Origin of the sequence: Sphingomonas jatrophae, assembly GCF_900113315.1 — a bacterium.
Classification (GTDB): Bacteria; Pseudomonadota; Alphaproteobacteria; order Sphingomonadales; family Sphingomonadaceae; genus Sphingomonas_P; species Sphingomonas_P jatrophae.
In genome coordinates this window covers 428907-451397 of record NZ_FOZG01000001.1, presented here as the reverse complement: position 1 = coordinate 451397, position 22491 = coordinate 428907, and the positions used below count along the sequence as shown (strand labels likewise).

General features: G+C 69.1%; 22 protein-coding genes, 1 tRNA gene and 1 pseudogene. 12 read left to right on the top strand and 12 right to left on the bottom strand.

Annotated elements, in window-relative coordinates; all coding sequences use genetic code 11:
- Positions 1-161 precede the first annotated feature (161 nt).
- A pseudogene (locus BM360_RS19835) lies at positions 162-1217 on the top strand (recombinase family protein); the annotation flags it as partial.
- 102 nt (positions 1218-1319) lie between these two features.
- Here the strand turns inward: BM360_RS19835 and BM360_RS19830 are convergent.
- Both BM360_RS19830 and BM360_RS02070 read right to left on the bottom strand, forming a co-directional pair.
- Positions 1320-1508, bottom strand: coding sequence for a hypothetical protein (locus BM360_RS19830; protein ID WP_242653268.1), 189 nt, complete (start codon positions 1506-1508; stop codon positions 1320-1322).
- Between the two features lie 241 nt (positions 1509-1749).
- Positions 1750-1826: transfer RNA gene (locus tag BM360_RS02070), tRNA-Met, on the bottom strand.
- Between the two features lie 141 nt (positions 1827-1967).
- Between BM360_RS02070 and BM360_RS02065 the strand changes: the two genes are divergently transcribed.
- Entirely contained in the window at positions 1968-2375 is a 408-nt protein-coding gene (locus BM360_RS02065; protein ID WP_093309993.1) for a DUF3775 domain-containing protein, read from the top strand.
- 16 nt (positions 2376-2391) lie between these two features.
- On the opposite strand, the gene BM360_RS02060 is transcribed toward BM360_RS02065, so the two are convergent.
- Genes BM360_RS02060 through BM360_RS02050 form a run of 3 tightly spaced genes read right to left on the bottom strand, consistent with a single transcriptional unit; the run spans position 2392 to position 4047 of the window.
- Positions 2392-2910, bottom strand: a complete 519-nt coding sequence (locus BM360_RS02060; protein ID WP_093309991.1) for a 2'-5' RNA ligase family protein — start codon at positions 2908-2910, stop codon at positions 2392-2394.
- Positions 2907-3458, bottom strand: coding sequence for a PRC-barrel domain-containing protein (locus BM360_RS02055; RefSeq protein ID WP_093309989.1), 552 nt, complete (start codon positions 3456-3458; stop codon positions 2907-2909). Before BM360_RS02055 ends, BM360_RS02060 begins: the two co-directional genes overlap by 4 nt.
- A gap of 28 nt (positions 3459-3486) precedes the next feature.
- On the bottom strand, positions 3487-4047 hold the full coding sequence (locus tag BM360_RS02050) for a nucleotidyltransferase family protein (protein WP_165611174.1): 561 nt from the start codon (positions 4045-4047) through the stop codon (positions 3487-3489).
- 122 nt (positions 4048-4169) lie between these two features.
- Here BM360_RS02050 and purS point away from each other — a divergent pair, with 122 nt between their 5' ends.
- The 3 genes from purS to BM360_RS02035 are packed head-to-tail and all read left to right on the top strand — an operon-like array spanning position 4170 to position 5670.
- On the top strand, positions 4170-4400 hold the full coding sequence (purS, locus tag BM360_RS02045) for a phosphoribosylformylglycinamidine synthase subunit PurS (RefSeq protein WP_093309985.1): 231 nt from the start codon (positions 4170-4172) through the stop codon (positions 4398-4400).
- Positions 4397-5062 carry a phosphoribosylformylglycinamidine synthase subunit PurQ gene (purQ, locus tag BM360_RS02040; RefSeq protein ID WP_093309982.1) on the top strand — a complete coding sequence of 222 codons (666 nt, stop codon included), beginning with the start codon at positions 4397-4399 and terminating at the stop codon, positions 5060-5062. The genes purS and purQ overlap by 4 nt, the downstream gene beginning before the upstream one ends.
- Before the next feature lie 35 nt (positions 5063-5097).
- Positions 5098-5670 (top strand): peptidase S14, encoded by a 573-nt coding sequence (locus BM360_RS02035; RefSeq protein ID WP_093309976.1) that lies wholly within the window; start codon positions 5098-5100, stop codon positions 5668-5670.
- Positions 5671-5764: 94 nt separating this feature from the next.
- Here BM360_RS02035 and BM360_RS02030 read toward each other — a convergent pair whose 3' ends face one another.
- The 7 genes from BM360_RS02030 to glmU form a co-directional block, all read right to left on the bottom strand.
- Positions 5765-8842 carry a helicase-related protein gene (locus BM360_RS02030; protein WP_093313602.1) on the bottom strand — a complete coding sequence of 1026 codons (3078 nt, stop codon included), beginning with the start codon at positions 8840-8842 and terminating at the stop codon, positions 5765-5767.
- Between the two features lie 79 nt (positions 8843-8921).
- Positions 8922-9560 carry a peptidylprolyl isomerase gene (locus tag BM360_RS02025; RefSeq protein ID WP_207544512.1) on the bottom strand — a complete coding sequence of 213 codons (639 nt, stop codon included), beginning with the start codon at positions 9558-9560 and terminating at the stop codon, positions 8922-8924.
- 18 nt (positions 9561-9578) lie between these two features.
- On the bottom strand, positions 9579-10415 hold the full coding sequence (fghA, locus tag BM360_RS02020) for an S-formylglutathione hydrolase (RefSeq protein ID WP_093309960.1): 837 nt from the start codon (positions 10413-10415) through the stop codon (positions 9579-9581).
- Positions 10416-10426: 11 nt separating this feature from the next.
- Positions 10427-10807, bottom strand: a complete 381-nt coding sequence (locus BM360_RS02015; protein ID WP_093309953.1) for a VOC family protein — start codon at positions 10805-10807, stop codon at positions 10427-10429.
- A gap of 13 nt (positions 10808-10820) precedes the next feature.
- Positions 10821-11930 (bottom strand): S-(hydroxymethyl)glutathione dehydrogenase/class III alcohol dehydrogenase, encoded by a 1110-nt coding sequence (locus tag BM360_RS02010; RefSeq protein ID WP_093309943.1) that lies wholly within the window; start codon positions 11928-11930, stop codon positions 10821-10823.
- Positions 11931-11959: 29 nt separating this feature from the next.
- A complete protein-coding gene (gene glmS / locus BM360_RS02005; RefSeq protein ID WP_093309940.1) occupies positions 11960-13783 on the bottom strand; it encodes a glutamine--fructose-6-phosphate transaminase (isomerizing) in 1824 nt (607 codons plus the stop codon).
- A 7-nt stretch (positions 13784-13790) separates the two neighbouring features.
- On the bottom strand, positions 13791-15164 hold the full coding sequence (gene glmU, locus BM360_RS02000; RefSeq protein ID WP_093309938.1) for a bifunctional UDP-N-acetylglucosamine diphosphorylase/glucosamine-1-phosphate N-acetyltransferase GlmU: 1374 nt from the start codon (positions 15162-15164) through the stop codon (positions 13791-13793).
- 62 nt (positions 15165-15226) lie between these two features.
- Here glmU and gph point away from each other — a divergent pair, with 62 nt between their 5' ends.
- The 7 genes from gph (at position 15227) to phoU (ending at position 22489) form a co-directional block, all read left to right on the top strand.
- Entirely contained in the window at positions 15227-15907 is a 681-nt protein-coding gene (gph, locus tag BM360_RS01995; protein WP_093309935.1) for a phosphoglycolate phosphatase, read from the top strand.
- An 81-nt stretch (positions 15908-15988) separates the two neighbouring features.
- Complete coding sequence (locus BM360_RS01990) at positions 15989-17170, top strand: ATP-binding protein (protein ID WP_093309932.1); 1182 nt, start codon at positions 15989-15991, stop codon at positions 17168-17170.
- Positions 17171-17277: 107 nt separating this feature from the next.
- Entirely contained in the window at positions 17278-18309 is a 1032-nt protein-coding gene (locus BM360_RS01985) for a substrate-binding domain-containing protein (protein ID WP_093309930.1), read from the top strand.
- Between the two features lie 2 nt (positions 18310-18311).
- Positions 18312-19679, top strand: coding sequence for a phosphate ABC transporter permease subunit PstC (gene pstC, locus BM360_RS01980; protein ID WP_093309927.1), 1368 nt, complete (start codon positions 18312-18314; stop codon positions 19677-19679).
- On the top strand, positions 19672-20949 hold the full coding sequence (gene pstA / locus BM360_RS01975; protein WP_093309925.1) for a phosphate ABC transporter permease PstA: 1278 nt from the start codon (positions 19672-19674) through the stop codon (positions 20947-20949). Before pstC ends, pstA begins: the two co-directional genes overlap by 8 nt.
- Positions 20950-20954: 5 nt before the next feature.
- Complete coding sequence (gene pstB / locus BM360_RS01970) at positions 20955-21764, top strand: phosphate ABC transporter ATP-binding protein PstB (protein ID WP_341350572.1); 810 nt, start codon at positions 20955-20957, stop codon at positions 21762-21764.
- Positions 21765-21784: 20 nt separating this feature from the next.
- Entirely contained in the window at positions 21785-22489 is a 705-nt protein-coding gene (gene phoU / locus BM360_RS01965) for a phosphate signaling complex protein PhoU (protein ID WP_093309922.1), read from the top strand.
- Positions 22490-22491 lie beyond the last annotated feature (2 nt).

Genomic DNA, 22491 nt, shown 5'->3' with positions numbered 1-22491 from the left:
TCCTTGCGCCTGTCTCCTGGTTCCCGAAGCGTACCCCCGCGCCTTCCCTAAGCATCGCCGCGGCCGGGTGAACCCGCTGATCGCCGATCTCGTGCGCGCGCTTGCCCGCGATCTCGCGGACGAGGACATTGCGCGCGAGGAATCGGCCGAGAAAGTGAATCGTGATCCGAGCAGCCATCTACGCCCGCTTCAGCACCGACCGGCAGTCCGAAAGCTCGGCCGAGGATCAGGCTCGGCTCTGCCGCGAGCGCGCTGACCGCGAAGGCTGGGAGATCGCAGGCGTCTACTCCGATCTCGCGATCTCCGGCACCAGCAACACCCGCCCTGGCTTGAACGCCCTGCTCGAAGCGGCCGATCGCCGCGAGCTGGACATCATGCTGACCGAAGCGATCGACCGCATATCGCGCAACCAGGCCGATATCGCCTCCATCTACCAGCGGCTCGAGTTCGCCGGCGTCCGCATCATCACGCTGTCGGAAGGCGAGATCAACGAGCTGCACATCGGCCTCAAGGGCACGATGAACGCCCTCTTCCTCAAGGATCTCGGCGACAAGATCCGCCGCGGCCAGCGTGGGCGCGTAGCGACCGGCCATATCCCAGGCGGTCTGTCCTACGGCTATCGCGTTGTCACCGGCCTCGATGAGCGCGGCGAGCTGCGGCGTGGCGAACGCGAGGTCGACGAAGCGCAGGCCGTCATCGTGCGCCGGATCTACCGCGAGTTCCTGGCAGGCATTTCGCCGCGAGCGATCGCGCACAAGCTGAACGCCGAAGGCGTGCCGACCGCCAGCGGTGGCGAGTGGCGCCCCACGACCATCGTCGGCTCCCGGTCGCGGCAGAACGGCATCCTGCACAATCCGGCCTATGCCGGGCGGTATATCTTCAACCGCGTCCGCATGGTGCGCGATCCGATCAGCCGAAAGCGGATCTCGCGGATCAACCCGCCCTCGGAGTGGGTGACGCAGGATCTTCCGCACCTCAGGATCGTGGACGAGGCCACGTGGGAAGCCGTGCAGCGATGGCGCGACGCGCGCGAAGGCGTCAGCTTCAGACAGCAGCCCCGCGCCAAGCACCTCCTGTCGGGGCTGGTTGTTTGCGGCAACTGCGGCGGCAACGTCACGATCCTCTCACGCGATCGCTGGGGCTGCGTGCGCCACAAGGACGCCGGCACCTGCGACAATGGTCGCCGGATCAGCACTGAGCGGCTCGAGTCGCGGATTATTGGAGGCCTGCGCCGACACCTGCTCTCGCCCGAGGCACTCAGCCTCGCCGTCCGTGAATATCACGATCGCCGTACCAAGCGCCGCGCCGAGCGGCTCGGCTCACGAGCAGAAGCCGAGCGGCGCGTAAACGAGGCAAAGGTCGCCATTGCGCGCCTGGTCGACGCGATCGCCGACGGTGCAGCCGACTTCTCCGAGGTGCGCGAAGCACTCGCCGCACGACGTGCCGATCGCGAACGTGCCGAGCAGCTGGTCGCCGAGTTCGAAGCCGAGCCGGTGATCGCGCTGCACCCGCATATCGTCGACGCATACCGCAAGCGGGTCGACCAGCTCGGCCAGGCACTCGCCTCGGGCGCGGAGGGCCGCGCGACGGCGATGCCTCTCCTGCGCTCGTTGCTCGAGAAGGTAACGATCACGCCCAACGACGCCGACGAAGACGGACTAGCGATCGAAGGCGCCGGTTCGCTCAACGACGTGCTGGGACTAGCGATGGGGAAGCCCGCCCAGACAGCCCGACCCCGGACTATTCAAGTGGTAGCGGAGGAGGGACTCGAACCCCCGACACGCGGATTATGATTCCGCTGCTCTAACCGACTGAGCTACTCCGCCACAGATGCCTGCGGGCAGGCGGCGCCCTATATGCAGCGGCGGGCACATGGTCAACCGTGTGCAAGCATCACGGAACCTGTGTCCGCAAATCACGTTCGGCGGAGCGATCTGGACCCCTTGGGGCAGGGACAGGAGGCCGCTTTGGAACTTACGATTTCGCTCGAGACGGTGTGTCGTCTCATTATCCGTGCGCGCGAGATGGAAGCGCAGGTGCCGGGCCTGACCGCGGACGAGGAGGATGATCCCAACGACGCCGACGACGAGTTCGCCAGCCTCGACGACGAGGCGAACGAGGCGGTCGAGGAGGAGATCGAGGCGCTGCTCGAAGAGCTTGCCGACGATCAGATCGCCGAGGTGCTGGCGCTCGCCATGGTGGGTCGTGGCACTTACGACGCCTCGGAGTGGGCCGACGCGCTCGAAGCGGCGAACGATCCGGATGCGGAGCCTGCGGTGGAGCAGCTGATGGAGATGCCGATGCTCGCCGGCTATCTCGAGGCCGGCCTCGCTGCCTTCGATCTCAGCTGCGCCGGGATCGGCCAGATCGACTGACACAGGCCCGCGCGCGTCAGCCCCGGAAGGCGAAGCGCGCGCGGAGCTCCCACGGTCCGCCGCGATACCACCAGCTCGCAAGGCCGGCGATGCGGACAGGCCGCGGACAAAACCCCTTCATCAGGTTCGCGTACAGCGCCGCCGCTTCGCGGGGCTCGACCTTGTTCTGAATCGTGACGTGCGCGCGCCAGCCCCCGGCATCCTGAGGCGTGAGGCAATCCGCAAACGCATGCGCCAGATCGGAGCGGATGGCAGCCAGATCGGGGCTGTCGATGCGGAAGGCCGTCCCGCGACCGAGTTTCATGACCGACGCCAGCGTCGCAGCAGGCGCCGGCGCACGCACAGCCTGCGCTAGTCGCCGGTCCAGTTCGTCGCCGATCGACGGCGGCAGATGATGAAACATCGTCAGATGTGCCGAGAGATGATTCCGCTCGGGCGGGAAATGGCGCTGGCGCAGACCGTCGAACCAGGCGAAGTCGTCAGGGCCGAGCAGCGCGGTGACGATGATCGGCGCCGTCGCAGTAGCCGCGGTCACGCGGCGTCGGCCAAGGGGAGCGTGGCGAGCGAGGCGGAGTCCAGCCCCGTCTCGATCCGCTTGCCGTGGACGCGCACCTTGTCCCAACCGAGCTGTCGGATCGTCTCGCCCACGCCGACTACACCGCCTTCGCGCACCAGCAGGTAGGTGATCTTGCCGCCACGGCACTGCGCCAGTGCGTCGACGACATGCGCGATCACCGCGCCGTCGCGCCCCACCACCTCCATCCCGTCGAACTTGGACGCGGCGAACAGGTCATCCCCATCCGCCTCCTCGCTCTGCCGCTCCGCCGCCTCCGCGGCATCGTCGAAGCGCGCCTTGCGGCCAAGCCAGCGCCAGATGCCGACCACGTTGACCACTGCCAGGAAAGCGTTGGATAGGAGCAGGTTCTGCTGGTCGCTCGTCCAGCCGACGATCACCCACGCGATCGCACCGACAAGGAAGACGACGAAGCCCCAGCCGGTGAAGCGGGCGCCGAGATTGGCGGCCGTCATCATGGCGGCAATCATCGTCGCGGCGGGCGCGATCCAGCCGGCAAGCTCTTCCATTCGCAGTCCTTTCGGTGAAGGTCCGCGCTCAACGCAGCTTGGCGCGATCAGTTCGGCGGTCGATGTCGATGATCGCGCTGCGCGGCCCCGGGATCGTCCGCAATCCGCGTAGCAGAGGGGCCAGACCGCGATCCCCGTGCAGCTGCGCGAGTTCGGTACGGTCCGGACGGCGCAGCAGCACAGGATGACCGGGAACCCCACGCGACGTGGGGCGCACGCCTGAGTCGCGGATACGGAGCGCACGGGCGAGGCGCTCGGCAAGGAATGGCGGAACACGCGGCATGTCGCCAAGGAAGATGAAGACCGACGTCTCGCACGGCCTGAGCGCCGCCAATCCTGCACGCACGCTGGCGCTCAACCCCGTGGCATGATCGCGTGCACGGACCACCGTCACACGCGGCCCGCGCACGGCGGCCGCCACGCGCCCGCTTTGCCGTCCCGTCACGACGAGGATGCGACCGACAGGCGCCTGCCGGGCGGCGGCCACGGCGTGGCAGACCAGGGGCCTGCCGCCGATCCGAGCCATAAGCTTGTTCTCCGCGCCCCAGCGACGCGATGAGCCTGCCGCCAGCACGATGGCTGCCCGCATGCCTTTCCCTCCGTTGTTGCTGCCGAGCGGTGTCGGCAATCTCGCGTCTGTCCGCAAGCGGTTGCCCCCCGCGTCACAGGGGGGCATAGGGCCGGAAAACCCCATCACCGTTCCGAGGCTCCATGAAGGCGCGCATCTTCGTCACTCTCAAGCCCGGCGTGCTCGACCCGCAGGGCAAGGCGATCCAGCACGCGCTGGAAGGGCTCGGCTTCGCCGACGTTGAGGACGTGCGCCAGGGCAAGCTGATCGAGCTGGAGGTGGCGGACGGCACGGATGACGCCACGCTCGACGCGATGTGCCGCCAGCTGCTCGCCAATACGGTGATCGAGAATTATCGGATCGAACGGCTGTGAAGTCGGCCGTCCTCGTCTTTCCCGGCTCCAACTGCGACCGCGATCTGGCGGTGGCGCTGCGGGACGTGACCGGCACGGCGCCCACCATGGTCTGGCATGGCGAGACGGAGCTACCGGAGGGCGTTGGCCTGATCGCAGTGCCGGGCGGCTTCTCCTACGGCGATTATCTGCGCTCGGGCGCGATGGCGGCGCGTTCGCCGATCATGCGTGCGGTCGTGGATGCGGCGGGGCGCGGCGTGCCGGTACTGGGGGTCTGCAACGGCTTCCAGATCCTGACCGAGGCGGGGCTGCTGCCGGGGGCGCTGATGCGCAATGCGGGGCTGAACTTCGTCTGCCGCACGGTGCCGCTGAAGGTCGAGAATGCGCAGACCGCTTTCACCAGCCGCTATTCGGCCGGTGAGGAGATCATGGTTCCCGTCGCGCACCATGACGGCAATTACAGCGCGGATGCGGAAACGCTCGACCGGCTTGAGGGCGAGGGCCGCGTGGCGTTCCGCTACGGCGAGCCGGTCAACGGGTCGGCGCGGAACATTGCCGGCATTTTCAACGAGGCGGGCAACGTGCTCGGCCTGATGCCGCACCCCGAGCGCGTGGTGGATCCGGCGCATGGCCGCACCGACGGGCGGCGGCTGTTCGAGGGGCTGCTCGAAACGGTCGGCTGACGGATCGTTCCGGGCGGCGCGGCGTTCGCGCGGCCATGACTGACCAGACCCTCACCGCCGCGGACTTCCGCGACCCCGCCGTGCTGCTGTCCGGCGACGTCGACTATGAAATGTATCGCAGCTTCCGCGACCAGCTTGCCGCCGCGCCGGCGGAGGGGCTGGTGGTGTGCGAGCTATCGACCCTGGGCGGCGATCCGGAGGTTGCGCGGATGATGGGCGAGGACATCCGCTTCCACAGCGATCTGGAGGCGGCGCAGCGGCGATTCGTGTTCCTCGGCAAGGCGGTGGTCTATTCCGCCGGCGTGACCTTCATGAGCTTCTTCGCTCGACAGAACCGCTTTCTGACGCGGGGCAGCCGGCTGATGATCCATGAGCGCAAGATGTCGAAGGATGTCGAGCTGCGCGGGCCGCTGACCAAGTGCCTAGCGACCGCCGAGGCCGCGGTGAACGAGCTCAAGGCGTCGATAGCGATGCAGGAGGAAGGCTTCGCCAACCTCGTTCAGGGCTCCAGCGTGACGCTGGAGGAGGTGATCCAGCGGGCGCCGACCAACTGGTATGTCGAGGCGCAGGAAGCGAAGGCGCTGGGTTTGGTCGAAGCGGTGCTCTGAACAGCTAGGTGGCCGCTTAGCGCGTCCGAATGGGTCTCAGGCGGGGCAACGGTTGCGGAACCGATCGGAATAGGGCGACCTGAGTAACGCCGCCCTACGCGCCTATCTCCTCGAGCAGCGTACGCACGCGCTCCATGCGCGCGGCTGGCTCCTCGATGCGTTCGGCGAGCAGCCAGCGGCCGTTCTTTTCGGTCAGGCCCTCGATCCCCGGTTCGGCCTTGCCGCGCATGGTCAGCGCGATGGCGCCGGGCCCGGCATCGATGCGGGCGACTTCGGACGCGCGGGCGAGCAGACGGATGCGCGTGGCGGCGATCAGCGTCGCCGCCTCGTCGGGCAAAGGCCCGAAGCGGTCGGCCAGTTCCGACTCGAAGGCGTCGAGCGCGTCCTCCGCCTCGATCCGAGCCAGACGAACGTAGAGGCCGACGCGCACCTCCTCCTCCGGGATCCACGTCTCGGGCAGCCGGCCGGTGGCGCCGAGTTCCAGCTCGGGCGTCCAGCGGTCGACCGTCTCGCCGCGCGCCTGCCGGAGCGCGCCTTCGAGCAGGCGCTGGTAGAGATCGACGCCGATCAGCTTCATGTGCCCCGCCTGCGCATCGCCGACGAGATCGCCCGCCCCGCGCAGATCGAGATCGCGCGCGCTGATGGCAAAGCCAGCCCCCAGCCGGTCGAATGCCTGGAGCGTGCGCAGGCGACGCGCGGTGGCGTCCGCAATGGCATGGCCGGGCTCGGTGAACAGCAGCACCTGCCCGCGCCGCGCGCCGCGGCCGACACGACCACGCAGCTGGTGCAGCTGCGCCAGGCCGAAGCGATCGGCATGGCCGACGATCATCGTATTCGCGCGCGGCACGTCCAGCCCCGCCTCGATGATGTTGGTGGCGAGCAGCACGTCGCCATCGCCCTCGGCGAAGCGGACCATCGCCTCGTCCAGCTCCGCGGCGGGAAGCTTGCCATGCGCCTCGACAACGGTGAGATCGGGCACCAGCTTGCGCAGGCGCTTGGCCATCGGCTCCATGTCGTTGATCCGCGGCACGACGACGAACGCCTGCCCGCCGCGCGCCTTCTCGCGGAGCAGCGCGGTGCGCACCGCCGTCTCGTCCCACTCGCCAATGGCGGTGCGGATCGGCTGGCGGCGCGCAGGCGGCGTGGCGATGACGCAGACCTGTTGCAGCCCGACCAATGCCATCTGCAGCGTGCGCGGGATCGGCGTGGCGCTGAGCGACAGGACGTGACCGGCGCCGAGATCGCGCAGCTTCGCCTTGTCGGCCGCACCGAAGCGCTGCTCCTCATCAATCACGACAAGCGCGAGGTTCTTGTACTCGACGCCCTTGCCCGCAAGCGCACCGGTGCCGATCACGACGCGGATCGAGCCGTCCGCCAGGCCTGCCTTGACCGCCTTGCGCTCCGCCGGAGTGGACAGGCGCGACAGGCCCGCCACCTCGATGCCGACGCGCGCGAAGCGGCGCTTAAAACTCTCCAGATGCTGGCGGACGAGCACGGTCGTGGGTGCTGCGAGCGCGACCTGGTGCCCGGCGAGCGCAGCGACCGCGGCGGCGCGAAGGGCCACCTCCGTCTTGCCATAGCCGACGTCGCCGACGACCAGCCGGTCCATCGGCCGTCCCGCGGCAAGATCGGTGCGGACCGCCTCGATCGCACGCGCCTGATCCGCCGTTTCGTGGAAGGGGAAGCCGGCGGCGAACCGCTCATATTGGGCGGGATCCGCCTCCAGCACGGGCGCCTCGCGCTCCAGCCGCTCGGCGGCGAGCTCCGCCAGCGCCTTGGCGCTTTCGGCCACTGCGGCATCGATGACGCCGCGCCGCTTGCGCCAGCTGGCGCCGTCAAGCCGGTCGAGCGTCACCGCCTCCGCCTCGGCGCCGTAGCGCCACAGGCGATCCCCTTGCGCGACCGGCACGAGGCGGCGCGCGCCCTCGGCATGTTCGAGGATGATGGCGTCCCCGCCGTCAGCCAGAGGCTCCAGCCCGATCACCTGCGCGAGGCCATGATCCTCGTGCACGACGACGTCGCCCGGCCCGATCTCTCCCTGCGCGTCGCGGAGCGGACCGGACGGGCCCGGCTGGTCGGGATCGAGCACGGCGCGGCTGCCGAGCAGATCGGCGGCGGCAACGGCGATCAGCCCCTCTTCCTGCCAGCCGCGATCCGCCGGAAGTGCGAGCAGCGACAGCGGCGCATCGCCCGCGCGGGCGGCCGCCCAATCCGCCACCGCCTCGCCGCTCGCCTTCAGCGATCGCCCGACGCGCGGCGCGAGGAAGCGCAGATCGCGCGCACTGCCCATCAGGACGACGCGTTCGCCCGCTTCCTTGACGAGCTTGGCCAGCGCGCGGAGGGGCGCCTTGTTCTCGACGAAGCGCGGCAGAAGATCGGACACGCCCTCGTCGAGCGAGATGCGCTTCGCCTTCATCGCGGCTTTCCACGCGGTGTCGTCCACCGCCTCGCGCAGCGCCTTGGCCTCCTCCGCCAGCGTGCGGAAGCGGGCGCGGCGCTTCTCCACACCGGGATCGAGCGCCAGCCGCGCGCCTGGAAGATGATCGAACAGCGGCACGGGGGCGCTGCCAAGCGCGGGTTCCTCAACACGACCGATCTCTAGATCCGGCAGCTCGGCGGTGCCGAGCTGCGTGGCGGGATCGTAGGCGCGGATGGCGGTGATCCGCCCCTCCTCCACCGCGATGCGGATCGGCAGCGCGACATCGGCGGGGAACAGATCGATCACCTGCCCGCGCACCGCCATCTCGCCGGGTTCGTCCACCCGCTCATCCGGGCGGTAGCCGAGCTCGGACAGCGTCTGTTCCAGCCGCTCGGCGCTGTCACCGGGCGCGATGCGGGGCGGCGCGGGGGCGAAGGCATCCGGCGACGGGTAAAGCCGCGCGGCCGCTTCCGCGGTGGTGACGAGCGCGATGGCGGGCCGATCCTTCTCCTGCTGGAGGCGGCGCAGGCAGTGGAGCGCAGCCACGCGCTTGCCGGCATTGGCGGCCGAGGCGGGGTGCGGATCACCGGGCAGCGCATCCGACGAGGGGAGATGCGCGATCTCGGCCGAAGGCGCAGCGATGCGGAGGGCGGCGGCGACCAGTTCGGCGCGAAGCTCGTCCGCCGCGACGTAGATCAGATCGCCCTGCGCCAGCGCATCGGCGAGCCGCGTCGCCACCACGGCCACGGGCATCGGCTGATCGGCGTCGGTCAAATTCATCCCCCTTGACGTTCAGAGGGGGCTCAACCCGGCCGGGGCGTCGGCCGTTCCGTCAGTCGATCCGGCGGGCGGTGAGGATCTTCACCGGCTGAGCGATGATCTGCCCCTTCATCACGCCATCGCCCGCATCCGCCGAGGTCGGCGACTCAAGCAGGGTGCGCACGAGGTCCATCCCCTCGACGACGCGGCCGAAGACGGCGAACCCCTGATTGTCGCCGGGCGCTTTGGGATCGGCATCCATCGAGGGGAAGCCGCCGACGACGATGAAGAAATCGCCCGTCGCGGTGCCGGGCGCGTTGCGGCCCATGGAGATGGCGCCATCGGTGTGGCTGAGGCCGGTCCTGGTCGTCGGCTCATGCGCGATGGCGGGGAACAGGCGCTTGCCGTCCTTCCACACGCCGCCCTGAACAAGGCCGTAGCCCGGCTGCACCTTCACCGCGCGGTAGAAGCTGATGCCATCATAACGTTTGGCATCGACGTAGCGGAGGAAGTTGGCCGTGGTGACCGGCGCGCGCTCCTTCTCCAGCGCGAGCACGATACGCCCCTGCGCGGTGGTGAGCGCGACCTTGACGAGCGCGGGCTGAGGCGCGGGTGCAGGCGGTGCCGGTGCGGGCGTCGTCACAGGCGCGGGCGCCGGTGCGGCAGCGAATGCGGCTGCCTGTGCGAGTGCGGCGAGGAGCATTGCCAACATCGCTGAAATCCTTTCGCGTCAGCCCAGCCGCTCGGCATGCCAGCGGATGTGATCGGCCATGAAGGTCGATACGAAATAATAGCTGTGATCGTAGCCCGGTTGCATGCGGAGCGTGAGCGGTATGCCCGCCGCGTCGCACGCCGCCTTCAGCAGATCGGGGCGGAGCTGCGCATCGACGAACTCGTCCGCGGCCCCCTGATCGACCAGCAGGTCGGGCAGCTGCGCACCATCCTCGATCAGCGCGACGCTGTCGTGAGCACGCCAGGCGGCGCGATCGGGGCCGAGATAGCCGGCGAGCGCCTTGGTGCCGAACGGCACCTGCGAGGGGGCGACGATCGGCGCGAGCGCGGAGACGGAACGATAGCGGCCGGGATGGCGCAGCGCGGCGGTGAGCGCACCGTGACCGCCCATGGAATGGCCCATGATCGCCTGTGCTGCCGGCTCCACCGGGAAGTGCTCCAGAACGAGGCGCGGCAACTCGTCCGTGACGTAGCTCCACATGCGGTAATTGGCCGACCAGGGCGCCTCCGTCGCATCGACATAGAAGCCCGCGCCCCAGCCGAAATCGAACGCACCCTCCGGATCGTCGGGCACACCCGCGCCGCGCGGGCTCGTATCGGGGGCGATGAAGGCGAGGCCGAGCTCGGCGCAGGCGCGGCGATACTCGCCCTTCTCCGTCACGTTCGCGTGGGTGCAGGTGAGGCCGGACAGGTACCAGACGAGCGGCACCGACCCGGCCTCGGACTGCGGCGGCAGATAGAGCGAGAAGGTCATCTGCGTGCCCGTCGCCACCGACTGGTGACGCCAGACCTGCTGGCTGCCGCCATGCGCCTTCCAGGCGGAGACCCGCTCCATCGCCGCGTCGCTCATGCCGGGCGGTGGAGGGCGCAGAGCTTGTTGCCGGCCGGATCGCGCAGATAGGCGAGATACATCCGGCCCATGGCGCTCTCACGCCAGCCGGGCGCGTCCTCGCACGTGGTGCCGCCCGATGCGACGCCGGCGGCGTGCCACGCATCCGCCTGCTCGGGGCTGGACATCGCGAAGCCGACGGTGCCGCCGTTCGCGCCGCAGGCCGCCTCGCCGTTGATCGGGCGGCTGATCGCGAACACGCCGGTGGGCGTCGCCCAGAAGACGCGGCCGAGATCGTCCTCGAAGCCGGCGGGCGCGCCCATGGCGCCGAGCACTGCATCGTAGAAGGCGCGCGACTGCGCGATATCGTTGGCGCCGACCATCACGTGACTGAACATGTTTTCCCCCTCCTCAGTAAACCACGACGCTGCGGATGCTGGCGCCCGCATGCATCAGTTCAAAGCCCTTGTTGATCTCGTCCAGCGTGAGAACGTGCGTGATCATCGGGTCGATCTCGATCTTGCCGTTCATGTACCAGTCGACGATGCGCGGAACGTCCGTCCGGCCCTTGGCGCCGCCAAAGGCCGACCCTTTCCACACGCGCCCGGTGACGAGCTGGAAGGGCCGCGTGGCGATTTCCTTGCCCGCTTCCGCCACGCCGATGATGATCGATTCGCCCCAGCCGCGGTGGCACGCCTCAAGCGCGGTGCGCATCACGTCGGTGTTGCCGGTGCAGTCGAACGTATAGTCCGCGCCGCCGTCGGTCAGCTGGATCAGGTGGGCGAGCAGATCGCCCTCCACCTTCTTTGGATTGACGAAGTGCGTCATGCCAAAGCGGCGGCCCCATTCCTCCTTGCTGTCGTTCAGGTCGACGCCGACGATCCGGTCCGCGCCGACCATGCGCAGGCCTTGGATGACGTTGAGACCGATGCCGCCGAGGCCGAAGACGATGCAGTTGGCGCCGGGCTCCACCTTCGCGGTCTTGACCACCGCGCCGACGCCCGTCGTCACGCCGCAGCCGATGTAGCAGCTCGACTGGAAGGGTGCGTCCTCACGAATCTTGGCCACCGCAATCTCGGGCAGCACCGTGAAGTTCGAGAAGGTGGAGCAGCCCATATAATGATGGATGGGCTGGCCCTTGTAGCTGAACCGGGTCGTGCCGTCGGGCATCAGGCCCTTGCCCTGGGTCGCACGGATGGCGGTGCACAGGTTGGTCTTCCCGCTCAGGCACGACTTACACTGGCGGCATTCGGGCGTGTAGAGCGGGATGACGTGATCGCCCGGCGCCACGCTGGTGACGCCCGCGCCCACCTCGCGCACGATCCCTGCGCCCTCGTGCCCGAGGATGGAGGGGAACAGCCCCTCACTGTCCAGCCCGTCGAGCGTATAGGCATCGGTGTGGCAGATGCCGGTCGCCTTGATCTCGACCAGCACCTCGCCAGCACGCGGTCCGTCGAGATCGAGCTCGACGATCTCGAGCGGCTGCTTCGCCTCGAACGCGACGGCGGCACGGGTCTTCATGGGGGCGGTCTCCTGGGCTCGCGCCCCCGCTACTCCACCGTGACCGACTTCGCCAGATTGCGCGGCTGATCCACGTCCGTGCCCTTGGCGACGGCGACGTGATAGGCGAGCAGTTGCACCGGCACCGCATAGACGAGCGGCGCGATCAGCGGGTGCACCTTGGGCATCGTGATGCGGGCGATGCAATCGTCGCCCGCCGCGGCGATGCCGTCATAGTCGGAGATCAGCACCACCTTGCCGCCGCGCGCCTGCACCTCCTGCATGTTCGACACGGTCTTATCGAACAGCGGACCGGAGGGGGCGAGGACGATGACCGGTACCGCCTCGTCGATCAGCGCGATCGGGCCGTGCTTCATCTCGCCCGCGGCATAGCCTTCGGCGTGGATGTAGCTAATCTCCTTCAGCTTGAGCGCGCCTTCCAGCGCCAGCGCGTAATCCGGCCCGCGGCCGAGGTAGAGCACGTCGCGCGCCGCGGCGATGCGCTGGGCGACGAGCTGGATCTCCTCGTCATAGGCGAGTGCGGCGTTGATCGCGGCGGGTGCCTCGCCGAGATGGCGGACCAGCTCGCGTTCCTCCGCGCGGGTGAGACGCCCCTTGGCCTGCGCCAGATTGGCGGCGAGTGCAGCCAGCACCGCAAGCTGGCAGGTGAACGCCTTGGTGGAGGCGACGCCGATCTCCGGCCCGGCATGCGTCGGCAGCAGCAGGTCCGCCTCGCGCGCCATGGACGAGGTCGGCACGTTGACGACGACGGCAATCTTCTGCCCCTCGGCGCGGGCATGGCGGAGGGCCGCCAGCGTATCCGCCGTCTCGCCCGACTGGCTGATGAAGAGAGCGAGGCCGCCCTCCTCCAGCACCGGCGCGCGGTAACGGAATTCGGAGGCGACATCGAGATCGACGGGGACGCGGGCGAACTGCTCGAACCAGTATTTCGCCACCATGCCGGCGTAGAAGGAGGTGCCGCACGCGACGATGGTGACGCGCCGGATCGAGGACAGGTCGAACTCGGGGATGGGCAGCGAAATCTCTTCGTCGAGCCGCTTGAGATAGGAGCGGAGCGTCTGCGCGACGACGATCGGCTGCTCGTAAATCTCCTTGAGCATATAGTGGCGGTGATTGCCCTTGGAGACGAGCTCCCCGGTCAGGCCCGAGACTGTGATCGGCCGCTCGACCGGCTGGTCGTCCCGATCATAGACCTGCGCGCCATCCGCCGTGACGACGACCCAGTCGCCCTCCTCCAGATAGGAGATGCGCTGCGTGAGGGGTGCCAGCGCGAGCGCGTCGGAGCCGAGATAGGTCTCGCCATCGCCATGCCCGACGACCAGCGGCGAGCCGAGCCGCGCGCCGATCAGCAGGCCGGGATGCTCGCGGAACAGGACGGCAAGCGCGAAGGCGCCGTGCAGGCGCTTGAGCGTCGCGCGCACCGCATCCTGCGGGCTGTCCCCCGCCTCGATTTGCTCGGAGACGAGGTGGGCGACGACCTCGGTATCCGTCTGGCTCTCGAACACGCGGCCGCGCGCGGCCAGCTCCTCGCGGAGCGGCTTGAAGTTCTCGATGATGCCGTTGTGGACGACGGCGATTTCGGCGGTGGCGTGCGGATGCGCGTTGGCGGTGGTGGGCGCACCGTGCGTCGCCCAGCGCGTGTGCGCGATGCCGACCTCGCCCGCCAGCGGATCGGCGGCAAGGACGCGCGACAGGTTGGTCAGCTTGCCCTCGGCGCGGCGGCGGTCGATCGCGCCGTCGTGGACGGTGGCTATGCCCGCCGAATCATAGCCGCGATATTCCAGCCGGCGCAGGCCATCGAGCAGCCGCTCCGCCACTTCCTCGCGCCCGACGATGCCGATGATGCCGCACATGGTCCGTTCAGCCCTTCGTCTTCTTGCGCTCTGCCATCGCCTTGCGGAAGCGCGCCGCCCAGCCGGGCCGCACTTCCTGCCGCCCGCGCGCGACGCCGAGCGCGTCGGCCGGCACGTCCTGTGTCACCACCGATCCTGCGGCGACGATGGCGCCGTCGCCGATCGTCACCGGTGCCACCAGCGCGCTGTTGGAGCCGATGAACGCGCCCGCGCCGATCTGCGTGCGATATTTCAGGAAGCCATCATAGTTGCAGGTGATCGTGCCCGCGCCGATGTTCGCCTTCGCACCGACCTCCGCATCGCCGATATAGCTCAAGTGGTTGGCCTTGGCCCCCTGCCCCAGCCGCGCCTTCTTGATCTCGACGAAATTGCCGACCTTGGCATCCGCGCCGATCTCCGCCCCCGGACGCAGGCGGGCATAGGGGCCGATCTCGGCACCGGGCGCGATCGTCGCACCCTCGATATGGCTGAAGGCGTGAATGGTGACGCCATCCGCGACCGTCGCGCCGGGACCGAAGACGACGTTCGGTTGGATCGTCACGTCGCGGCCGATCTGCGTGTCGTGGCTGAACCACACCGTCTCGGGCGCGATCAGGGTCGCGCCGTCCGCCATGGCGCGCAGCCGCCGCTCCGCCTGCCACGCCGCCTCCATCCCGGCCAGTTCCGCCCGGCTGTTGACGCCCGCCACTTCGGACGGTGCGGTCTCGATCACCACCGCGGCGCGGCCTTCGCCCGCGGCGATGCCGACGATGTCGGGCAGATAATATTCGCCCGCGGCATTGGCATTGCCGACCTGGCCCAGCCAGCGCCACAGATCCCGCGCCCGGGCTGCGAGCAGGCCGGAGTTGCACAGGTCCACCGCGCGCTCCGCGTCGGTCGCATCCTTGTGCTCGACCATCTTGGCGATGCGCCCGTCCGCGTCGGCGAGAATGCGACCGTAGGACAGCGTATCCGCCGGGCGGAAGCCGAGGACGACCACGCCGGGGCGATCCGCCGCGCCCAGCCGTGTCAGCATTCGCGCGATCGTGTCGGCCGGCACCAGCGGCACGTCGCCATAGAGCACCACAACCGCGCCATCGAAGCCGCCGAGCGCCGCCTCCGCCTGCTGGACGGCGTGGGCGGTGCCGAGCTGCGGCTCCTGCACCGCCACCGCGACCTCAGGGCCGACATAGGCCTCGACCTGCTCGCGCCCCGACCCGACGACGACCACCTTTGCTGCCGGCCCGAGCGCATCGACGCTGGCGAGCAGGTGGCCGAGCATCGGTCGGCCGGCAATGGCGTGCAGCACCTTGTGCCGATCGCTCTTCATCCGCGTGCCCTTGCCTGCGGCGAGGATGACGGCGGCGAAGGGGGGCAAGACGGGATTGGTCTGGCTGGACATCGGCGCCCCTCTGCCACGAACCGCTTGCATCTTCCATAACGCGGGCGTCACAGCGTGCGGCCATGACGAACTTCCCCTTCGACGTGGTCGCTTTCGACCTCGACGGCACGCTGGTCGACAGCGCGCCCGACCTCACCGCCGCGCTGAACCATGCACTGGGCGAGCTGGGCCGCCCGCCCGTCTCGGCGGAGGCGGTGCGGCACATGGTGGGGCACGGCGCGCGCGCGCTGCTGACCAAGGGGCTGGCGGCGACGGGCGGCGGCGACGAGGCGCTGGTGGAGCGCGGCTTTCCGATCTTTCTAGACTATTATGAGGCGCATATCGCCGACCGCACCCGCCCGTTCGATGGGCTGGAGCGTGCGCTGGATATGCTGGCCACGCGGGGCGTGAAGCTGGCTATCTGCACCAACAAGCTCGAATCGCTCAGCCGCACGCTGATCGACGCGCTCGGCTGGCAGGATCGCTTCGCCGCTCTGGTCGGCGGCGATACGCTGCCGGTGCGCAAGCCCGATCCCGCGCCCCTGTTCAAGGCGATCGCTCAGGCGGGCGGCGGTCGCGCGGCGTTCATCGGCGATTCGATCACGGACACGCTCACCGCGCAGGCGGCGGGGCTGCCCTGCGTCGCGGTCACCTTCGGCTTTTCGGACCGGCCGGTCGAGGAGCTGGATGCGACCGTGCTGATCGATCATTTCGACGAGCTGATCCCGGCGCTGGAAGCGCTCGGTGCGGCGGTGCCCGGATGAAGCGGCGCGCTTGCCCTCTAGCCGTCAAGGAAGCGTAACGGCAAAGCTGCACAACCGCGTGTCGGGCAAGGGGGATGAGGGATGCGCTGGCTGACGGCGGCGGCAGTGGCGGTGGCGGGCGCGGCGGCGACATGGCTGCTCGGCGGCCCTATCCCCGCGACCTTGCCCGCCGCGCTGCTCGGCTTCGTGCTCGTCCTGGCCGTCAGCCTCAAGCCGGTGGAGGCCCCGGTGCAGCCGCAGGAGGCCGACGAGCGCGAGACCGCACCCCCCATCGCCAGCGTGCTCGACGCGATCGACGATCCGCTGCTGCTGGTGGATGCCGGACGCGTGGCGCATGCCAATCCCGCGGCGGAGCGCGTGCTGGGCGGGCATATCGCCGATGAGGATGTGCGCGTCGCCATCCGCCACCCGGCGGCGGCAGAGCGCATCCTCGGCCGTAGCGACCGGACCGATGCGATCCTGCTCGTCGGCCTGGGGGAAGGCGACCGGCGATGGGAGCTGACGGTCCACCCGCTCGGCCCCGCCACGCGCCTTGTCCGCCTGGCGGACCGGTCGAATCTGCACGCGGCGGAGCGGGCGCGTGTCGATTTCGTCGCCAATGCCAGCCACGAGCTGCGCACGCCGCTCTCCACCCTGCTCGGCTTCATCGAGACGCTGGAGGACGCCAATGCGGCGGAGGACGGGCCGACCCGCGCGCGCTTCCTGAAGATCATGTTGGGCGAGGCGCGGCGGATGCAGCGGCTGGTGGACGATCTCATGTCGCTGTCGCGCATCGAGGCGGAAAAGCATTCGCCGCCGCAGACGCAGGTCGATGTCGGCCAGCTGGTCGAGGAGGTGCGCCGCGCGACGCTGACCGGCCGGGGCGAGGATGGCGGGCGGATCGTGGTGGAGCTGGCGGACGATGCCCCCGCGGTCACTGGCGATCGCATCCAGCTGACCCAGCTGCTGCACAACCTGATCGGCAATGCCCTGAAATATGGCCGCGCCGGCTCTGCCGTCACCGTCGGCGTGCGCGGCGGCGGCGGCATGTTGCGCCTGACCATCGCCGACGAGGGCGACGGCATTCCCGAGGAGCATATCCCACGCTTGACCGAGCGTTTCTACCGGGTCGATGCGGGACGCAGCCGGGCGTTGGGGGGCACCGGCCTCGGCCTTGCCATCGTCAAGCACATCGTCGAGCGCCATCGCGGGCGGCTGGAAATCCAGAGCAAGCAGGGCCAGGGCACGACCGTTACGGTGCTGCTGCCGGCAACGCAGGCCTGAGCGCTGTCACGAAAGCGTCACGCAAGCGTCACATGAGCGCGACTGAACGGCTCTAGCGCCCCGCTCGGGGGCCAGACGGGCCCGTGAAGCGAAGGTGATCCTCAGGCATGGTGAGGCGTGGTCTCGCGGGCGCGGCGTTGCTCGCGCTCGGTGCCTGTGGAGGCGGGATCGGCGAGGCGCGGGATCAGATCCGCGTCGTCGGCTCGTCCACCGTCTACCCGTTCACCACCGCCGTTGCCGAGGCGTTCGCCCGTAAGAATCCGGGCCTGCGCGCACCCATCGTCGAATCCACCGGGACGGGCGCGGGCATGAAGCTGTTCTGCGCCGGCCTTGGCCCGCAATATCCCGACATCGAGGACGCATCGCGCCGGATCAAGAAATCCGAGCTCGAGGATTGCCAGCGCAACGGCGTGAGCGAGATCGTCGAGGTGCAGATCGGGATCGACGGGATCGCGCTGGGGGAGGCGGTGAACGGGCCGAAGTTCGCGCTGACCGAGCGGCAGGTCTACGAGGCGCTCGCCGCCACGCCCTACGGCAAACCGCAGACCGCGCGGCGCTGGTCTGACATCGATCCCGCGCTGCCGAACGTGCCCATCGTCGTCTATGGCCCGCCGCCCACCTCCGGCACGCGCGACGCGCTGGCGGAGCTGATCCTCGAGAAAGGCTGCGCGAGCGATCCGGCGATGGCGGCGCTCAAGACGCGTGACGAGAAGGCGTATCGCAGCACCTGCACCAAGGTGCGCGAGGACGGCGCCTATGTGGAGGCGGGCGAGAATGACAACCTGATCGTGCAGAAGCTGGCGGCGAACCCCGATGCGGTCGGCGTGTTCGGCTACAGCTTCCTCGAGGAAAACAAGGATCGCGTGCACGGCATTCCGCTGCAAGGCGTGCAGCCGAGCTACGAGACGATCGCGAACTTCCGCTATCCGGGGGCACGGCCGCTGTTCATCTACGTCAAGGGCGCGCACCTGAACGCCATTCCGGGCCTGAAGGCGTTCGTCGCCGAATATGCCAAGGCGTGGGGGCATGACGGCTATCTCGCGCGGCGCGGCCTGATCACCGCGCCTGCCGACGTGCAGGCGCGCAATGCGGCGGTGGCGGCGAAGCTGACCCCGCTCGATCCAAAGACGGTGAGCTGATCGTGACGCCGGGCTTCATCCTCCTCGTCATCCTCGCGCTGGCGGTGGCCGGCTGGTTCGCCGGGCGGGCCAAGGCCGCCGCCTTCCCGCGCGCGACCGGAGCGGCGCGCGCGCATTCGCTGCCGTCGCAGCATGGCTGGTTCGTCGCCATCTGGGCGGCCGCGCCCGCCTTGATCTTCCTCGCCGTGTGGGCCGCCGTCGTGCCCGGGCTGACGCTGAACGAGGTGCTGCGTGCGCCTGCCGCGTCCGCTCTGCCCGCCTTTCCGATGGAGCGCGCCGCCATCCTGTCCCAGGCCCGCGCGCTGTCCGCCGGCCAGACGATGCCGGAGCTGCACCCGCTCGCCGCCTCGCTGGCGTCGGTGTGGGGCGCTGCGGCGACGCGTTACGGGATGATCGGGCTGGCGCTAGCCGCCCTGCTGGCCTTTGCCGGCGGCGCATGGGCGTGGACGCGGCTGTCGCCCCGCTTCCGCGCACGGACGCGGGTGGAGCGGATCGTAATGGGCGCGCTGCTCGGCGCCTCGCTGATCGCCATCCTGACGACGCTCGGCATCGTCGCGTCGCTCTTGTTCGAGAGCCTGCGCTTCTTCTCGCGTGTCTCCCCGCTCGACTTCCTGTTCGGCACATTGTGGAGCCCGCAGAGCGGCGACGAGGGCACGTTCGGTGCGGTGCCGCTCTTCTGGGGCACGATCTTCATCGGCGCGATCATCGCGATGCTGGTGGCGATCCCGCTCGGCCTGCTCTCAGCCATCTACCTGACGCAATATGCGCCGCCTGCCGCACGGCGCTGGCTGAAGCCGATCCTGGAGGTGCTCGCCGGCGTGCCGACGGTCGTCTACGGCTATTTCGCCGCGCTGACCGTCGCCCCCGCGATCCGCGGCTTTGCCGCGACGCTGGGCATTCCCGGTGCCTCGTCCGAGAGCGCGCTGGCGGCGGGCCTCGTCATGGGCGTGATGATCATCCCGTTCGTCTCGTCGATGGCGGACGACAGCATCGCCGCGGTGCCGCAATCGATGCGCGACGGCAGCCTGGCGATGGGCGCGACCACATCCGAGACGATCCGCCGCGTGCTGGTGCCCGCCGCTTTGCCGGGCGTGGTCGGCGGCGTGCTGCTCGCCGTCAGCCGGGCGATTGGCGAGACGATGATCGTCGTGATGGCCGCGGGCCTCGCCGCCAACCTGACCGCAAACCCCTTCTCCAGCGTGACGACGGTGACGACGCAGATCGTCCAGCTGCTGACCGGCGATCAGGAGTTCGACAGCGCCAAGACGCTCGCCGCCTTCGCGCTCGGCCTCGTGCTGTTCATCGTCACCTTGCTGCTCAACATCGTCGCGCTGCGCGTCGTGAAGAAATATCGGGAAGCCTATGAATAGCAGCGTCGGCATCGCCCAGGTGACGCACGTTCCGCAGGCGGATGCGCCGGTGGAGCGCGTGCCGACCGACTGGAAGACGGGCGCGATGCAGGGTCGCATCCGCCGCCGCTATGCCGCGGAACGGCGCTTCCGCCTGCTGGCGCTGGGTGCGGTGCTGCTGTCCGTCGCGTTCCTCGCCTTCCTGCTCGTGTCGATGATCGGCCAGGGCTGGCGCGGCTTCACGCGGACGGAGATCCTGCTGCCGGTGGACTTCCGCACCTCCGGCCTCGTCACGGGGCCGGGCGGCGCGGTGACGGGCGATATCGATGCGGCGACCAGCCGTGCGGCGGAGGCGGCGTTCGGCCCCCGCGGCCCGCGGATGCTGTCCGACGGATCGTGGCTGTCGGTGCGCGACGCGATCGAGAGGGATCCGGCGATCCTCGGCCGCACGGCGGAGATCTGGATCCCCGCCTCGACCGGCATCGACCTGGCCACCAAGGGCCAGGGCGGCGGCGAGGTGGAGGATCAGGCGCGGCTGAAACAGGCCGGGCGCATCCGCACCGCCTTCAACTGGCCGTTCCTGAGCGGCGCCGATTCCACCGATCCGACGCTGGTCGGCATCTGGGGCGCGTTCAAGGGATCGCTCATCACCATGGCCGTGACGTTGCTGCTCGCCTTCCCCATCGGCGTGCTCTCGGCGCTCTACCTCGAGGAATATGCCGCGAAGAACCGCTGGACCGACCTGATCGAGGTGTCGATCAACAATCTGGCGGCGGTGCCGTCGATCATCTTCGGCCTGCTCGGCCTCGCCGTCTTCCTCAACACCATGCACCTGCCCCGCTCCGCGCCCCTGGTGGGCGGCCTCACGCTGGCGCTGATGACGATGCCCGTCATCGTCATTGCGGGACGGAACGCGATCAAGGCGGTGCCGCCGTCGATCCGCGACGCGGCGCTCGGCATCGGGGCAAGCCGCGTGCAGGTGGTGTTCCACCATGTGCTGCCCCTCGCTTTGCCCGGCATCCTGACGGGCACGATCATCGGCATGGCGCGCGCGCTGGGTGAGACGGCGCCGCTGCTGATGATCGGCATGCGCGCCTTCGTCGCCAGCCCGCCGACCGGCGCCACTGCTCCCGCCTCCGTCCTCCCCGTCCAGATCTTCCTCTGGTCGGACGAGGTGAGCCGCGGCTTCGTCGAGAAGACGTCGGCCGCGATCATCGTGCTGCTCGCCTTCCTGCTCGCCATGAACGGGGTGGCGATCTGGCTCCGCAACAAGTTCGAACGCCGCTGGTAGGATATATGGCAGACCATTCGCTCAACGACATGGCCGCAGGCCAGCGCGCCAGCAACGATCCGCCCAAGATGGAGGCGCGGAACGTCGACGTCTTCTATGGCGCCAAGCAGGCGATCAAGAATGTGTCGATCGACGTCGGCATGGAGAATGTCACCGCCTTCATCGGCCCCTCGGGCTGCGGCAAATCGACTTTTCTCCGCACGCTCAACCGGATGAACGACACCGTCTCGTCCGCCCGCGTGACCGGCGAGATCACACTGGACGGCGACGACATCTACTCCCCCGAGATGGACGTGGTGCAGCTGCGCGCCCGCGTCGGCATGGTGTTCCAGAAGCCGAACCCGTTTCCCAAGTCGATCTACGAGAACGTGGCTTACGGCCCCCGCATCCACGGCCTCGCCTCGGGCAAGGCGGACATGGACGCGATCGTCGAAAAGTCGCTGCGCCGCGCGGGCCTTTGGGACGAGGTCAAGGATCGCCTCTCGGAGAGCGGCACCGCCATGTCGGGCGGCCAACAGCAGCGGCTGTGCATCGCCCGCGCCATCGCGGTCGAGCCGGAGGTGATCCTGATGGACGAGCCGTGCAGCGCGCTCGATCCGATCGCCACCGCCAAGATCGAGGAACTGATCCACGAGCTGCGCGGCCGCTACGCCATCGTCATCGTCACGCACAACATGCAGCAGGCGGCGCGCGTCAGCCAGCGCACCGCCTTCTTCCACCTCGGGACGCTCGTCGAATATGGCGACACGTCCGAGATCTTCACCAATCCGCGCGAAACGCGGACCAAGGATTATATCACCGGCCGCTACGGCTGAGTGAAGGAGAGTATCGCGTCATGGCGACCACCACCGGACACACGGTCAAGGCATTCGACGACGACCTTCGCACGCTCCGCGCGCTCGTCTCCGAAATGGGCGGACGGGCGGAGGCGGCGGTGACCGACTCGCTGGAAGCGCTCGTCCGCCGCGACCTCGATGCCGCCGCGCGCATCGTCGAGGACGACAAGAAGATCGACGCGCTGGAAGCGGAGATCGAGCGGCAGGTGGTGCGCCTGCTGGCGCTCCGCGCGCCCATGGCGGACGATCTGCGCGAGGTGCTGGCGGCGATGAAGATCGCCGGCGTGGTCGAGCGGATGGGCGATTATGCCAAGAACATCGCCAAGCGCGTGACCGTGCTGCAGGACGCCAAGGGGATCGAACCACTGTCGATCCTGCCCGCCATGGGTCGGCTCGTCTCCGAGATGCTGCGCGAGGTGCTCGATGCCTTCGCCAAGCGCGATGCGGAGCAGGCCGTGGAGGTTTGCCGGCGTGACCGGGCGGTGGACGATTTCTACAATTCGGTGTTCCGCACGCTGCTGACGCACATGATGGAAAACCCCCACACCATCACCGCGTCCACCCACCTGCTGTTCATCGCCAAGAACCTCGAGCGCATCGGTGATCACGCCACCAATGTCGCCGAGATGGTCTATTTCGCCGCCACCGGCCGCCAGATGGCCGAACGATCACGCGGTGCCAATTCGGTTACGACGGAGAATTGAAC

Coding starts and splice junctions, on each gene's coding strand:
- BM360_RS01990 (WP_093309932.1), top strand. CDS start 15,989: ATGCGCTGGCTGACGGCGGCGGCAGTGGCGGTGGCGGGCGCGGCGGCG.
- fghA (WP_093309960.1), bottom strand. CDS start 10,415: ATGGAGCGGGTCTCCGCCTGGAAGGCGCATGGCGGCAGCCAGCAGGTC.
- BM360_RS02050 (WP_165611174.1), bottom strand. CDS start 4,047: ATGCGGGCAGCCATCGTGCTGGCGGCAGGCTCATCGCGTCGCTGGGGC.
- BM360_RS01985 (WP_093309930.1), top strand. CDS start 17,278: ATGGTGAGGCGTGGTCTCGCGGGCGCGGCGTTGCTCGCGCTCGGTGCC.
- pstA (WP_093309925.1), top strand. CDS start 19,672: ATGAATAGCAGCGTCGGCATCGCCCAGGTGACGCACGTTCCGCAGGCG.
- glmU (WP_093309938.1), bottom strand. CDS start 15,164: ATGTCCAGCCAGACCAATCCCGTCTTGCCCCCCTTCGCCGCCGTCATC.
- glmS (WP_093309940.1), bottom strand. CDS start 13,783: ATGTGCGGCATCATCGGCATCGTCGGGCGCGAGGAAGTGGCGGAGCGG.
- BM360_RS02025 (WP_207544512.1), bottom strand. CDS start 9,560: ATGTTGGCAATGCTCCTCGCCGCACTCGCACAGGCAGCCGCATTCGCT.
- gph (WP_093309935.1), top strand. CDS start 15,227: ATGACGAACTTCCCCTTCGACGTGGTCGCTTTCGACCTCGACGGCACG.
- BM360_RS02035 (WP_093309976.1), top strand. CDS start 5,098: ATGACTGACCAGACCCTCACCGCCGCGGACTTCCGCGACCCCGCCGTG.
- BM360_RS02055 (WP_093309989.1), bottom strand. CDS start 3,458: ATGGAAGAGCTTGCCGGCTGGATCGCGCCCGCCGCGACGATGATTGCC.
- BM360_RS02030 (WP_093313602.1), bottom strand. CDS start 8,842: ATGCCCGTGGCCGTGGTGGCGACGCGGCTCGCCGATGCGCTGGCGCAG.
- BM360_RS02010 (WP_093309943.1), bottom strand. CDS start 11,930: ATGAAGACCCGTGCCGCCGTCGCGTTCGAGGCGAAGCAGCCGCTCGAG.
- purS (WP_093309985.1), top strand. CDS start 4,170: ATGAAGGCGCGCATCTTCGTCACTCTCAAGCCCGGCGTGCTCGACCCG.
- phoU (WP_093309922.1), top strand. CDS start 21,785: ATGGCGACCACCACCGGACACACGGTCAAGGCATTCGACGACGACCTT.
- pstB (WP_341350572.1), top strand. CDS start 20,955: ATGGCAGACCATTCGCTCAACGACATGGCCGCAGGCCAGCGCGCCAGC.
- BM360_RS02015 (WP_093309953.1), bottom strand. CDS start 10,807: ATGTTCAGTCACGTGATGGTCGGCGCCAACGATATCGCGCAGTCGCGC.